This is a genomic window from Pseudomonas sp. GD04019 (assembly GCF_029837695.1).
Lineage (GTDB): Bacteria > Pseudomonadota > Gammaproteobacteria > Pseudomonadales > Pseudomonadaceae > Aquipseudomonas.
In genome coordinates, this window is record NZ_JAOEEA010000002.1 from 96,302 (window position 1) to 110,401 (window position 14,100).

Sequence of the window (14,100 nt, forward strand, 5' to 3'; positions counted from 1 at the left end):
GGTAGAGCAGCGCATTCATAATGCGAAAGTCGCGAGTTCGACTTCTGCCTCTGGCACCATATAAAAAGAAAGCCCAGCAGATGCGGGGCTTAGTGTTCTGGTGTGTGCCTGATTACAGGCTCAAGCGCATCGACAGATCGGTGGCTTTGACGTCCTTGGTTAGGATGCCGATGGAGATGTAGTCCACGCCGGTTTCGGCAATGGTAAGCAGAGAGCTCTCGTTGATCCCGCCGGAGGCCTCCAGCTTGGCTCGTCCAGCCGTGATGCCGACCGCACGGCGCATGTCCTCCAAACTCAATTCGTCGAGCATGACGATATCTGCCCCTGCCTCCAGCGCTTGTTGTAGTTCCTCCAGGCTTTCCACTTCGACTTCCACGGGCTTGCCGGGGGCGATGCCGTGGGCGGCGGCGACTGCCTGGGCAATGCCGCCACAGGCTGCGATGTGATTTTCCTTAATAAGGAAGGCGTCGTACAGGCCGATACGGTGGTTATAGCAGCCGCCACAGGTAACGGCGTACTTCTGCGCCAGGCGCAGGCCGGGCAGGGTTTTGCGGGTATCGAGCAACTTCACTTGGGTGCCTTGGACTAGATCGGCGAAGTGACGGCAACGGGTAGCGACGGCGGACAGGGTTTGCAGGAAGTTCAGGGCGCTGCGCTCGCCGCTGAGCAGTGCGCGGGCCGGGCCTTCCAGGTGAAACAGGACTTGGTTGGCTTCCACCTTGTCACCATCGGCGACCTGCCAGTGCACGGCGACGCGCGGGTCGAGCTGGCGGAAAACGGCATCGACCCAGGCCGTGCCGCAGATCACCGCTGGCTCGCGGGTAATCACGGTGGCCCGCGCCAGACGCTCAGCTGGAATCAGCTGGGCCGTGATGTCACCGCTGCCAATATCCTCGCGCAGTGCGGTGCGCACGTTGGCTTCGATTTCGGCGCCGAGCTCGGCGAGGGTCAGATTGGGCATGTCGGTCTCCGTAGTCAGGTGGCGCGATTATAGGGATAGCCGACGCCTGGCGCAGTGTTGCCGGGTGAATGTCGTGGCTTTCTGCTAGACCGATAGCGTGTTGGTCGAGTGATAGTGACCGTTCGTAACCTCGAACTCTGCGGTCTGTGATCTGGGTCATGTCTGTGACAGGGGATATTTGGTCATGCTTCGCATCCCCCTATACTCAGGCTGGCATTGAAGTTTGACGCCATGCCTTTGACGTTACGGATGACCTCAGCTGATCGTATGCAGGCAGGTTTTGAAAGCAGCCTGCGGGAGACTCGCATGAAGACCGACGCGAAAGTGGTGCACCTGAACAAGGTCGCCCTCGAGCAATCGCCAACTTCGCCGGCAGGAAGGCTTCCCGTGGCCCTTATTCAGGTACGCGACAAGGCAGCTCAGCAGCTGAAACAGGCCATGCAGGCGCTGTTCGACAATGCGGACGACACGCTCTTCGAGATGGCTGACCGTGCGACCAGCAACGCCGAGCAGAATTCTTTCTTCGAGGCGATGCGTGATCTGCGCCTGAAGCGCAAGAGCATCGAGCGCGGCTTCCTGCAGAAAGTCTTCGAGAGCTTCGCCACTCTGAATCAGTACGAGATTGGCAAGGCGCCAGTGCTCGATAGCGTTTCTTCCGATGCCCTCAGCCTGGTGCACAACGACACCCTGGAAGAGAACGTGGCGCTCGACGCCATGGTCTCCCGTGTCATGCATCGGGATGGCGTTGCGCTGGGGCACCTGACTACACGTCTCAACGCGGTGATCAGCAAGAAGCTCGATGACAAATCCAATCCCCTAGGGCCACGCATGCTCTGCGAGCAGTTTCTCGGCTCCTGCGAAGGTCTGGGAGTGGAGATCCGCGTCAAGCTGATCATCCTCAAGCTGTTCGAAAAATACGTACTGGGCGATCTCGATCAGCTGTTCGCCGACGCCAACCAGCAACTGGTCGAGGCCGGTGTACTGCCTGAACTGAAATCCGCTCCGCCGGCCCGCCGCCAGCCGGGCCGACCGGCGCAAGCCGGCGGCCGCGCGCAGCGCGACGAAGCCGTAGGAGCGCAGGGTTCCGCGGCGGCGGGTGGCTACGGCGACGAAAACGTGCAAGAGGTCTTCGGCGCGCTGCAGGAGCTGCTGTCCCAGGTGCGTGGCACCAGCGCCTTGCCGCGCCGGGAGATCCCGAGCGATGCGGTGCCGATCTCCAGCAACGACCTGATGCGCCTGCTCTCGCACATGCAGCAGCATTTCCCGGTCGGTGGTCGTCAGGTCAGCGATGACTACGACCTGCGCAACCAGCTGGAAAGCCTGTTGTCCCGCGCCAGCGCCAAGAGTGGCAAGGCGCGCATCGTTGGTGAAGTCGACGAGGACGTGATCAACCTGGTGGCCATGCTGTTCGAGTTCATTCTCGACGACCGCACCCTGCCGGATTCGCTCAAGGCGCTGATCGGCCGTCTGCAGATTCCGATGCTCAAGGTCGCGGTGCTGGACAAGACCTTCTTCAGTCGTGGCAGTCACCCGGCCCGCCGTCTGCTCAACGAGATCGCTACTGCAGCCCTGGGCTGGAGCGCGCAGGGCGACGAGCAGCGCGATGCCCTGTACCAACGCATCGAGCAGGTGGTGCAACGCCTGCTCAACGATTTCACCGATGATCCGGCGATCTTCTCCGACGTGCTGGCCGAGTTCCTCGCCTTCACCGGTGACGAGAAGCGTCGCAGCGAGCTGCTGGAGCAGCGCACCCGCGATGCCGAGGAAGGTCGTGCCAAGGCCGAGTTGGCTCGTCAGCAGGTGGAGCAGGCTCTGAACTCGCGTCTGCTCGGCAAGACCCTGCCGGAAGTGGTGGTGCGCCTGCTGCAGGAGGGCTGGAGCAAGGTACTGCAGCTGACCTGCCTGAAGCACGGCGCCGAGTCCGCCGAGTGGGACGCTGCGCTGACGGTGATGGACGACTTGGTGTGGAGCGTCGAGCCCCACGAGTCCCCGGAAGATCGCCTGCGCCTGCTGGAGCTGGTGCCGAGCCTGCTCAAGTCGCTGCGTGATGGCCTGTCCAGTGCCGCCATCGATCCGTTCATCACCAGCGAATTCTTCAGCAAGCTGGAGGCTGTGCATGTCCAGGCCTTCCAGCGCTTCAAGCGCGAAACCGTCGAGCCAGAGGCTGTTCCGGCTCCGGTCACGGTCGAGTCCGAGGAGGGCGTCGAGGCGTCTGCCGAAGTCGTGGTCGAGCTGGGCGCCGGTCCTTTGCTGGAGCTGCCGCCGCTGGAGCCTGAAGTCGATGCGCCAGCCATGGTCGAGGTGGTCGAGGAAATCGTCCTGCTGGCGCCGGGCGAGAGCCGCCCGCAGGAGCCCGAGGCCAGCCTGCCGGATGACGATGAGGCGTTGGAGAAGGTGGACAGCCTGCGCGTCGGCAGCTGGGTGGAAATCCAGGAGGACGAGGAGCACAAGCTGCGCGGCAAGCTGGCGGCCATCATCAAGCCCACCGGCAAGTTCATCTTCGTCAACCGTACCGGCATGAAGGTGATGGAGAAGACCCGCATGGGCCTGGCCGTGGAGTTCCGCCGCGGCGCCATTCGCCTGCTCGACGACGCGTTGCTGTTCGACCGGGCGCTGGAGTCGGTGATCGGCAACCTGCGCAAGCTCAAGGGCGCCTAAGCGCCACCGGCTAGATGAAACGCCCGGCTCTGTGCCGGGCGTTTTCGTTGGTGCAGTCTGCTAGAGTGGCGCCAGTCTTCAAGGAGCCTGCAATGCGGCTGGACCCTGCCAGCGGCTGGTGTGACGGAGCCCGTCACTGCCCCTCGCCGAACTTCAACGAGCGCCCGCAGGGAGAGGTTTCCCTGCTGGTGATCCACAACATCAGCCTGCCGCCGGGCCAGTTCGGTACCGGCAAGGTGCAGCAGTTCTTCCAGAACCAACTGCCGGTCGACGAGCACCCCTACTTCGCCGGCATCGCCCATCTGACGGTGTCCGCGCACTTCCTGATCGAACGTGATGGTGCCGTTACCCAGTTCGTCTCCTGTGGGCAGCGGGCCTGGCATGCCGGCGTGTCGCGCTTCGAGGAGCGGGAGAACTGCAACGATTTTTCCATTGGCATCGAGCTGGAGGGCACCGACGAGTTGCCCTTCAGCGATACCCAGTACCAGGCTCTGGTGGCCCTGACGAGAGAGCTGCTGCGCGCCTATCCTGAGTTGAACGTCGAGCGCATCCGTGGCCATAGCGACATCGCGCCGGGGCGCAAGACCGACCCGGGGCCCTATTTCGACTGGGCACGCCTGCGTGCGGCCCTGCAGACCGAGGAGAGCGGTAAATGAATTTTCTGGTGCTGCTGCTGGTGCTCTGGGTGGAGAAGTTTTCCTCCGGGCGCCGCCGTATCCAGCAGGATGGCCCCTGGTTGCAATGGTTGGCGCGTAGCGAGGGGCCTTCGCCATGGCAAACCCTGTTGCTGACGGTGTTGCTGCCGTTGGCGTTGCTGGGCCTGTTGCTGCTGGCGCTCGAGCCATTGGCCTATGGCTGGCTGGCGCTGCCGGTGCACTTGCTGGTGCTGGTTTACAGCCTCGGGCGTGGCGATGTGCTGGCGGCGCTGGGGCCGTTCCGCGATGCCTGGCGTCGTGGCGACGACCAGGCCGCGCTGCATGTGGCCGAGCGCGATCTGGGCGTGGCCGCCGATGGCGAGGCCGAGTTGCTCGAGCGGGTGCAGGACTACGAGCTGTGGCAGGCCTATCAGGGCTTCTTCGCGGTGATCTTCTGGTACGCGCTGCTCGGTCCGCTGCCGGCCCTGGGCTACAGATTGCTGGCGTTGAGCGCCGAACATGCCAGCCCTGCTGTCGCCGAACGGGCGGCGCAGTTGCGCCATGCCATGGACTGGCTGCCGGTACGGGTGCTGGCCGCCAGCTTTGGCCTGGTGGGCAACTTTGCCGCGGTCAGTCGCGCCGTATTGCACGATCTGCTGGCATGGGAGCTACCGGCCGCGCGACTGGTGGCCCATGCCGGACGCGCCGCCAGCGAGCTGGCCGAACCGCAGGCGGGAGAGCAGGGCGCCAGCAGCCTGGACGAGCTGTGGCAGCTGCTGATCCGTGCCGCGGTGTTGTGGTATGCCGCCTTCGCTGTGTGGATCCTGCTGCTGTAAGTCAGCTTCTACTCCGGCCAGAGCCAGGCGGCGCCGCGCACGCCGCTGGAGTCACCGTGGCGGGCCTGCACCAGGCGGGTGTTGACCCGGTCCGAGAACACATGGCGCACCAGCAGACGTGGTACCTCCCGGTACAGCGCCGGCATGTTCGACAGGCCGCCGCCCAGCACGATCACCTCCGGATCGATGACGTTGATCACCGAGGCCAGCGCCCGCGCCAATTGCTCGCAGTAGCGTTGCAGCGCCACGACGGCAGGCGCCTCGCCACGCTGTGCCGCCTCGGCCAGTTGCGTGGCGCCCAGTCCCAGGTCGCTGCGGGCGGCCCAACCGGGGCCGCTGAGAAAGGTCTCGATGCAGTCTTCCAGGCCGCAGTAGCAGCGCCGCGCCGGGCCGTCTTCCGCGTTGCGCCAGGGCAGGGCGTTGTGGCCCCACTCGCCGGCTATGGCATTCGGACCGCTCAACAGGCGGCCGTGGATGACGATGCCGCCGCCCACGCCGGTACCGAGGATGACCCCGAACACGCTTGCCGCGCCGGCCCCTGCGCCGTCCGTGGCTTCGGACAGGGCGAAGCAGTCGGCATCGTTGGCCAGACGGACCGGGCGCTGCAGCAGGTGCTCCAGGTCCCCTTGCAGGTCCTCGCCGATCAGGCAGACGGAGTTGGCGTTCTTGATGCGGCCGTGGTCTGGCGAGCGGGTGCCGGGGATGCCGACACCGACGCTGCCGCTATCTCCCAGTTGCCGCTCGGCTTCGCTCACCAGCTGCACTATGGTGTGTAGAGTGGCTTGGTAATCGCCCTGCGGGGTAGGCAGGCGCTGCCGCAACCGCTCGTCGGAACCTTCGAGGGCGATAATTTCCGTCTTAGTACCATCCAGATCAATGCCGAGGCGAAAAGGTGTGCGCATTCTTAACCTTAAGTTACAGAGGCAAAGGCCGATATCCGGTATACAGGCTGTGGGGGCACTGTGCCTGGCAAATGGCCACTCCCGCTAGAATTTCAGAAATACCGCTACCTTGCCGTTCAATAGATCAGCCCGCTCCCGGCTGGCAAAAAACAATAATGGCAACAGGAGACGTCTAGTGAATAGCGTGTTGTACCCTGCCATCGCTCTGATGAACCGTATGAGCTTCGGCATGAAGTTCAGCCTGATCAGCGTGCTGTTCTTCCTGCCCATGCTGGTCACCAACTACTTCCTGGTACGCGAGTCCTACGACGCCTTCGTCGATACGCGCACCGAGCTGCAGAGCCTTGCGCTGCTCAAGCAGAGCATGAAGATGCGCCAGGACCTGGAACGTCTCAACGACCTTTACGAGATCAATGCCGTCCTCGGTCAGTCCGGTGAAGCGGACAAGCTGACCGCGTTGATCGGCCCGCTGGAAACCGGCGTCAGCGAGATGCTCGGTGCGCTCGAGTCGCCCAGTGATGACGCGCAGAAGATCGAGGAGTTCAACGCCCAGCGCGATGCCATCAAGTCGGCCATGGATGCGGTGGCCGCCGAGTCTTCCCTGCGCAGCAAGGCCGGCCTGGTGGTCAAGGCGCTGGACAACTCCGAGGTGTTCATCAAGTTCGTCGCCAGCCAGTCCGGTCTCAGCCAGGACAGCGAGCTGACGGTGCGACAGATGACCGAGCTGATGACCACGTCCAGCCCGCCCGTGACCGAGGCCCTGAGCAAGGGCCGCGCCCTGGGCTCCTATTCCCTCGGCCAGGGCATCCTCGGCTCTTCCGACAGCACCAAGCTCGACGAGCTGCTGCTGGAGCTGGAGAAGCTGCACGCCGAGTACGGCTTCAAGCTGCAGAGCGCGCTGGATGGCAACGCTCACGCCAAGCGCGAGCTGGGGGACAAGGCCGAGGCCAGCCGCAACAGCCTGACCGAGATCAGCGCCGTGCTGGAAGAGCAGCTGCTCATGGCCGACAGCCTGGACGCGCCCTGGCAGGGCTTCTTCGACCAGCTCAGCGCGGCCATCGACAAGACCTACGCGCTGAACGATTCGGTGCTCGACTTCCTCGACAAGGAGCTGAGCCAGCGCCTGGAGCAGAAGCGTACCCAGATGGTCCTGCTGGTCGTGGCCCTGGTGGTGCTGTTCCTCGCCATCGGCTACCTGTACGGCGGCTTCTACGTGTCCACCCGCAGCACCCTCAAGGGCTTCGGCAAGACCCTCGGCCAGGTCGCCGCTGGCGACATGACCGTGCGCGTCAACGTCAAGAGCAAGGATGAGCTGGGCGAGCTGGGCCAGGTGTTCAACGGCACCGTGGCGAAGATCCGCGACCTGATCGAGCTGGTCGGCCAGACCGTCACCGAGGTGGAGCGCCAGGCCGATCGCGTCGAGCTGGTCTCCGGCCAGAGCAGCCAGGCGGTGTCCGCCCAGCGCGGGCAGATCGAGCAGGTGGCCACGGCGATGAACCAGATGTCCGCCACGGCCCAGGAGGTGGCGCGCAGCGCCGCCGCCGCGGTGGGCAGCGCGCAGAGCGTCAACGACGAGACCGTCAGCGGTCGCGCCATGGTCGAGTCGCAGGTCGGCAGCATCCAGCGTCTGGCCAGCGAGATCGACCAGTCGGTGACCGTGATCAACCAGCTGGCGGCCGACAGCGCCTCGATCAGCCAGGTGCTGGACGTGATCAAGGGCATCGCCGGGCAGACCAACCTGCTGGCGCTCAACGCGGCCATCGAGGCGGCGCGGGCTGGCGAGCAGGGCCGCGGTTTCGCCGTGGTGGCCGACGAGGTGCGCAACCTGGCCAAGCGTACCCACCAGTCCACCGAGGAGATCGAGCAGATGATCGGTCGCCTGCAGAGCGGCGTGGGGGCTACGGTGACCGCCATGAACGGCAGCCACCAGATGGTGGAAAGCACCGTCAACCAGTCGGCCCAGGTGCAGCACGCGCTGGAAAATATCCTCGGTGCGGTCGGCATGATCGTCGACCAGAACCAGCAGATCGCCGCTGCCGCCGAGCAGCAGACCGCCGTGGCCCACGATATCGACATGAACATCGTCGAGATCAACCAGGCCGGCGAGCGCACTGCCGAGGGCGCCGTCGAGACCGAGCAGGCCAGCCGCGCGCTGTCCGATCAGGTGGCGCGGCTGAAGGAGCTGATCGGCGCCTTCCGCGTCTGATCTGCCACCCCTGCAAGCAAGGCCCGCCAATCGGCGGGCCTTGTCGTTATCGGGTGGGTGAAAGCCGCGGGCGTCTGTCTTCTCTCAGTTCGACCAGCCGAACAGCTCGGCCGCGTTGCGGCTGCTGACGCGGGCCAGCTCTTCGGTCGTCACCCCGCACAGTTCGGCCAGGGCGGCGCAGATATCCGGCAGGTGCTCGGGACTGTTGCGCACACCGGGGTACATGGCCGGGGCCATGTCCGGCGCGTCGGTTTCCAGCACTATGGCCTCCAGCGGCAGGCGCGGGATCACCTTGCGCAGGCGCAGGGCCTGGGGCCAGGTCGGCGCGCCGCCCAGCCCCAGCCTAAAGCCGAGGCGGATGTATTCGCGCGCCTCCTCGTAGCTGCCGGCGAAGGCGTGGATCACCCCGCCCCGTGGCAGCTTGTAGCGCTTGAGCGTGGCGATGGTCGCTGCATGGGCGCGCCGGACATGCAGCAGGGCCGGCAGCTCGAACTCGGCGGCCAGGCCGAGCTGCGCCTCGAACAGCTGCTGCTGGTGCTCGCGGTCCAGACTCTCCACGTAATAGTCCAGACCGAACTCGCCCACCGCGCACAGCCGTGGCTGCCCGGCCAGGCGTTGCAGCCAATCGCGCAGCTGCTCCAGGTGCTCGGGGCGGTGCCGCTGCAGGTACACCGGGTGCAGGCCGAGGGCGGCGTACAGGCCCTCGTTGCTCTGCACCAGATCCCACAGCCGTTGCCAGTTGTCGTGGTACACGCCGAGCACCACCAGCCTCTCCACACCTGCCGAGCGGCTGCGTGCCAGCAGTTCGTCGCGGTCCGCGTCGAAGTCGGGGAAGTCGAGGTGGGTGTGGGTGTCGATCAGCTGCATGGGCGGGTCCGGTTGAGGGTTCCAGCATCGGGTATTTCACTCGAGTGCACCAGCCTGGGGAGCGTTCCCGCGTTTCGTCAGTCGAAACTGCAGTGAGCAGAATGGGAATCGAGGGATGCTGAGGATGCGCGAGTGGTTGAGCGGGGCGTTGGCCGTACTGCTTCTGGCGGTCGCGGCGCTCATGCTGTTTCTGGTGCTGTTCGACTGGAACCTGCTGCGCCCGACCATCAACGACAAGGTGTCGCAGGCCTTGAACCGGCCGTTCGCCATCGAGGGCAACCTCAGCGTGGTCTGGCAGCGCGAACCGGAGGAGGGCGGCTGGCGCGCCTGGCTGCCTTGGCCGCACTTCGCCGCCGAACAGCTGAACCTGGGCAATCCCGAGTGGGCCGAGGGCGACACCTTCGTCAGCCTGGATCGGGTGCAGTTCCGCCTGGCACCGTTGCCGCTGCTGTGGAAGACCGTGAGCATTCCGCGCATCCAGCTCGGCGCGCCATATGCCAGCCTGCAGCGCCTGGCCGATGGCCGCGCCAACTGGACCTTCGATTTGGGTGGCCAGCAGCCGGATGAGACCGCCGAACCGAGCCCCTGGACCCTGGATATCGGCACCATAGGCTTCGATCATGGCGTGGTCAGCCTCGACGACCAGGTGTCGAAGACCCGCCTCGAGGCGCAGATCGATCCGCTCGGAGCGCCCATCCCGTTTGCCCAGATAGTCGGCGACAGCGCCGCCAAGCGCCTGGCCGATGAACATGCGGCGGCCCAGGACTACGCCTTCGCCTGGCGTGCCAAGGGGCGCTTCCAGGGCCAGGCGGTGAGCGGCAGCGGCAAGGTCGGCGGCCTGCTGGCGTTGCAGGACGCCAGCCTGCCGTTCCCGTTGCAGGCCGATGTGCGCATCGGCAGCACGCGCATCCGGGTCGCCGGCAGCCTCACCGATCCGCAGAACCTCGGCGCCCTCGATCTGCGCCTGCAACTGGCCGGCACCAGCCTGAGCCAACTCTATCCGCTGACCGGCGTGACCCTGCCGGACACCCCGCCATACAGCACCGACGGCCGCCTGCAGGCGGACCTGCGCGATGCCAATGGCGCGCTGTTCCGCTACCAGGGCTTCAACGGCCGCATCGGCGACAGCGACATTCATGGCGACCTGACCTTCGTCAACCGCCAGCCGCGGCCCAAGCTGTCCGGCCAACTGACCTCCAATCAGCTGCTGTTCGCCGACCTGGCGCCGCTGATCGGTGCCGATTCCAATGCCGAGAAGAAGGCCCGAGGCGCCGCCGCCAGCCAGCCGGCGAACAAGGTACTGCCGGTGGAGGAGTTCCGCACCGAGCGCTGGCGCAGCATGGACGCCGACGTGCGCTTCACCGGCCAGCGCATCGTGCATGACGAGAAACTGCCGATCCGTGATCTGGACACCCACCTGGTGCTCAACGACGGTGTGCTCAGCCTGGAACCCCTGCGTTTCGGCATGGCCGGCGGCAACCTGGATGCGCAGGTACGCCTCGACGGTGCGGTCACGCCCATGCAGGGCCGGGTGCGCCTGGCCGCACGCGACCTCAAGCTCAAACACCTGTTTCCCACCTTCGCGCCGATGCAGACCAGCCTCGGCGCGCTGAATGGCGACGCCAAACTCAGTGGCACCGGCAACTCGGTGGCGGCATTGCTGGGCAGCGCCGATGGCGAGCTGAAGATGCTGATCAACGATGGCGCGGTGAGCCGCGGCCTGCTGGAGATCGCCGGCCTCAACGTCGGCAACTACCTGGTCGGCAAGCTGTTCGGCGACGAGGAGGTACGGATCAACTGCGCCGCCGCCGACCTCGGCATCCGCAACGGGCTGATGAGCAGCCGGCTGTTCGTGGTCGACACCGAGAATGCGCTGGTCAAGGTCGACGGCAACGCCAGCTTCGCCGACGAGCGCCTCGACTTCGTCGTCACCCCCGCGGCCAAGGGCCTGCGCATCTTCTCCCTGCGCTCGCCGCTCTTCGTGCGCGGCACCTTCAAGAATCCCGACGCCGGGGTCAAGGGCACACCGCTGGCCCTGCGTGGCGTCGGCCTGGTGGCGCTCGGCGTGGCGGTGGCGCCGGCGGCCGGCCTGCTGGCACTGGTGGCGCCCAGTGGCGGCGACGAGCCCAGCCAGTGCACGCCGCTGCTGCGGCAGATGCAGAAGCAGGGCTGAGCGCTATCCTGTGCAGCGGGTACAATGCGCGCTCGTTCCCCTGCCGGTTCCGCCCCATGTCCTTTGCCACCCTCGGCCTGATCGATCCCATCCTGCGCACTCTCGAGGCGCTCGACTACCGCACGCCGACGCCGGTGCAGAAGGAGGCGATCCCCGCCGTGCTCAAGGGTCGCGACGTGCTTGCCGCGGCGCAGACCGGCACCGGCAAGACCGCCGGCTTCGCCCTGCCGCTGCTGCAAAAGCTGACGATGGAAGGCAGCCAAGTGGCGGCCAACTCGGTGCGCGCGCTGGTGCTGGTGCCGACCCGCGAGCTGGCCGAGCAGGTGCAGCAGGCCGTGCAGCAGTACGCGCAGAACCTGCCGCTGCGCACCTACGCGGTGTACGGCGGGGTCAGCATCAACCCGCAGATGCTCAAGCTGCGCAAGGGCATCGACCTGCTCGTGGCCACCCCCGGCCGCCTGCTCGACCTGTACCGGCAGAACGCGGTGCGCTTCGACCAGCTGCAGGCGCTGGTGCTGGACGAGGCCGACCGCATGCTCGACCTGGGCTTCGCCAGCGAGCTGGACGAGCTGTTCGCCGCGCTGCCGCGCAAGCGCCAGACCCTGTTGTTCTCCGCCACCTTCTCCGATGCCATCCGGCAGATGGCCAAGGAACTGCTGCGCGACCCGCTGTCCATCGAGGTCAGTCCGCGCAACGCCACGGCCAAAGGGGTCAAGCAATGGCTGGTGACGGTGGACAAGAAGCGCAAGAGCGAGCTGTTCCTGCACCTGTACCGCGAGCGCGGCTGGGACCAGCTGCTGGTGTTCGGCAAGACCCGCAAGGGCGTCGACGAGCTGGAACAGCTGCTGCTGGCCGAAGGCATCGCCGCCGACTCGATCCATGGCGACAAGCCGCAACCGTCGCGCCTGCGCGCGCTGCAGCGGTTCAAGGCCGGTGAGGTGCGCGTGCTGGTGGCCACCGATGTGGCGGCCCGCGGCCTGGATATCGACGACCTGCCGCTGGTGGTCAACCTCGACCTGCCCATCGTCGCCGAGGACTATGTGCACCGCATCGGTCGTACCGGTCGTGCCGGGGCCACCGGCGAGGCGGTGTCGCTGGTGTGTGCCGACGAGGTGCAGCTGCTGGCCGCCATCGAGGTGCTGACCCGCCAGGTGATCCGCCGCCAGGACGAGCCGGGCTTCGAGCCGGACCACCGGGTGCCGGTGACCGACGCCAGCGGCGCCGTACTGAAGAAGCCGAAGAAGCCCAAGCAGAAGCTGATACCCGGCGCCGGTGCGGGCGGCAAGGGCAAGATCCACCTGGGCAACTGGTTCGATGCGGAGGACGACAAGCCCAGGGCCAAGGCCGTGCGCGCGGTGCCCAGGTTCGGCGAGAAGCCCAAGCCCGGGCCGAAGAAGCGCTGACCCGCTAGCCGCCGCGCAGCTGGCCGACGGCGGCGTCGGTCATGTCGTAGATCACCAGGCACACATGCTCGACCTGGCCCCGCGAGGCGGCCAGCGGCAGCACGGTGAGGTTTTGGTACATGAAGTCGGCCTGGCCGGTGATCGGCCGGTAGCTCTTGAAGCGCAGAAGATACGGGCGCTGCTGCCACAGGCTGAAGGCGCGGGTGCCCAGGCGCAGCACGCTGTTGACCTTGCGCTCCAGCCAGGCCCGGTCGATCTCCGGGAACAGCTCGAACAGCTCGCGGCCCTGCACCTGGTCGGCGCCCAGGCCGGAGTGGTTCTCCATGAAGCTGTTCCACACCTCGATGCGGTACTGGCGATCCAGCACCAGCACGCCCACGTCCAGGCACTGGACGATGTCGAGCAACCAGTGCAGTTCCTGCATGTCGATCTGCGCGCGGCCGGTCATGGGGTCACTCCATCAGGTAATGGATCTTGCCGGTCAGCCGGGGCAGCGAGTCCTCGGTGAACAGCAGGAGCAGGTCGAAATGCACGGCGTGGCCCTCCAGGCCATAGCTGATCTCCACCGCCAGGGTCTTCTTCCAGCGCTCGCGATTGAGCTGGATCAGCTCGCCGATGGCGGCGTGCTGGCCGAGCAGCTGCGGGTGGCCCTGGGAGAAGCGGATGTCGATCTGCTCGGCAATGCCGGCCAGGCAGGCGCCGATCAGGATGCTGGCCAGGTCCAGCAGCATCTCCGAGGTCTCGCCGGCGTCCTTTGGCTGCCAGCCGAGCAGTTGGGCGATGTCGGCCACTTCCGAGTCGTGGAACAGCAGCAGCGCCTCGCCGGCGATGGCCTCGCCGATGAAGCCCTGGCACACGGCGCTGAGGTGTTCGCCACGCCGCGCGTCCTCCAGGGCCATGTGCAGCTCGCTGACCTCGAACAGGTTGACCTGGGGAATCGGCAGCTGCACGAACACGCCCAGCTCCGCGGCCAGCAGGGCGGCGGCGCGGCCCATGGCGACGTTGCTGACCTCGCGCAAGGCGTCGCGGAAGCCGACCTTGAACAGCGGCTCTTCATGGGCTGGCGCCGCCTCGCCGTTGGCCGGCGGCTGGAACAGGCCGAGGCGTTCGAGGGTGGCGCGCAGCTCGTCGGCCGGCGCCGGCTTCTGAATGAAGCCGAGGGCGCCGAGCTCGGCGACCCGCCGCTGGGCCTCGTCCTGGATATCGCCGGAGACCACCAGGATGCGGCAATCCAGCCCTTCCTCACGCACCTTGGCCAGCACCTGGTATCCGTCCATCACCGGCATGGTCAGGTCCAGCAGCACCACGGCGCCCAGGCCCTGGCGTATCGCGGCCATGGCCTCTTCGCCATGGCTGGCCTGGGTGATGGTCACCGGCCATTCGGGGGGCAGGGCGCGGATCAGTTGCTTGCGCGCCATGGTCGAGTCGTCGCAGACCAGCAGTGGAAGCACTGGAGTCA

Annotated in this window: 11 protein-coding genes; 6 read left to right on the forward strand and 5 right to left on the reverse strand. The window is 66.3% G+C overall.

Annotated features, from left to right (window positions below; translation table 11 throughout):
- Positions 1 to 112: 112 nt before the first annotated feature.
- Entirely contained in the window at positions 113 to 961 is an 849-nt protein-coding gene (gene nadC / locus N7607_RS03125) for a carboxylating nicotinate-nucleotide diphosphorylase (protein WP_279864474.1), read from the reverse strand.
- Between the two features lie 306 nt (positions 962 to 1,267).
- On the opposite strand from nadC, the gene N7607_RS03130 reads away from it, so the two are divergent.
- From N7607_RS03130 to ampE, 3 genes are all read left to right on the forward strand, one after another.
- Positions 1,268 to 3,619: a DUF1631 domain-containing protein gene (locus N7607_RS03130; RefSeq protein ID WP_279864472.1), complete on the forward strand. Its 2,352-nt coding sequence runs from the start codon at positions 1,268 to 1,270 to the stop codon at positions 3,617 to 3,619.
- 92 nt (positions 3,620 to 3,711) lie between these two features.
- Complete coding sequence (gene ampD / locus N7607_RS03135) at positions 3,712 to 4,275, forward strand: 1,6-anhydro-N-acetylmuramyl-L-alanine amidase AmpD (protein WP_279864470.1); 564 nt, start codon at positions 3,712 to 3,714, stop codon at positions 4,273 to 4,275.
- Complete coding sequence (gene ampE, locus N7607_RS03140; RefSeq protein WP_279864469.1) at positions 4,272 to 5,090, forward strand: regulatory signaling modulator protein AmpE; 819 nt, start codon at positions 4,272 to 4,274, stop codon at positions 5,088 to 5,090. Before ampD ends, ampE begins: the two co-directional genes overlap by 4 nt.
- 8 nt (positions 5,091 to 5,098) lie before the next feature.
- On the opposite strand, the gene N7607_RS03145 is transcribed toward ampE, so the two are convergent.
- The gene (locus N7607_RS03145) at positions 5,099 to 5,992 is read right to left on the reverse strand and encodes an ROK family protein (protein WP_279864468.1); all 894 of its coding nucleotides are present in this window, start codon (positions 5,990 to 5,992) and stop codon (positions 5,099 to 5,101) included.
- Between the two features lie 175 nt (positions 5,993 to 6,167).
- Between N7607_RS03145 and N7607_RS03150 the strand changes: the two genes are divergently transcribed.
- Positions 6,168 to 8,198: a methyl-accepting chemotaxis protein gene (locus N7607_RS03150; protein ID WP_279864467.1), complete on the forward strand. Its 2,031-nt coding sequence runs from the start codon at positions 6,168 to 6,170 to the stop codon at positions 8,196 to 8,198.
- 84 nt (positions 8,199 to 8,282) lie between these two features.
- Here the strand turns inward: N7607_RS03150 and N7607_RS03155 are convergent, their stop codons facing one another.
- Positions 8,283 to 9,065, reverse strand: coding sequence for a TatD family hydrolase (locus N7607_RS03155; protein ID WP_279864466.1), 783 nt, complete (start codon positions 9,063 to 9,065; stop codon positions 8,283 to 8,285).
- A 115-nt stretch (positions 9,066 to 9,180) separates the two neighbouring features.
- Here N7607_RS03155 and N7607_RS03160 point away from each other — a divergent pair, with 115 nt between their 5' ends.
- Together N7607_RS03160 and N7607_RS03165 are read left to right on the forward strand one after the other, a co-directional pair.
- Positions 9,181 to 11,238, forward strand: coding sequence for an AsmA family protein (locus N7607_RS03160; protein ID WP_279864465.1), 2,058 nt, complete (start codon positions 9,181 to 9,183; stop codon positions 11,236 to 11,238).
- Between the two features lie 56 nt (positions 11,239 to 11,294).
- Positions 11,295 to 12,641, forward strand: a complete 1,347-nt coding sequence (locus N7607_RS03165; protein ID WP_279864464.1) for a DEAD/DEAH box helicase — start codon at positions 11,295 to 11,297, stop codon at positions 12,639 to 12,641.
- A gap of 4 nt (positions 12,642 to 12,645) precedes the next feature.
- Here N7607_RS03165 and N7607_RS03170 read toward each other — a convergent pair whose 3' ends face one another.
- The gene (locus tag N7607_RS03170) at positions 12,646 to 13,089 is read right to left on the reverse strand and encodes a PAS domain-containing protein (RefSeq protein WP_137970939.1); all 444 of its coding nucleotides are present in this window, start codon (positions 13,087 to 13,089) and stop codon (positions 12,646 to 12,648) included.
- A 4-nt stretch (positions 13,090 to 13,093) separates the two neighbouring features.
- Positions 13,094 to 14,092 carry a response regulator gene (locus N7607_RS03175; protein WP_279864463.1) on the reverse strand — a complete coding sequence of 333 codons (999 nt, stop codon included), beginning with the start codon at positions 14,090 to 14,092 and terminating at the stop codon, positions 13,094 to 13,096.
- Positions 14,093 to 14,100 lie beyond the last annotated feature (8 nt).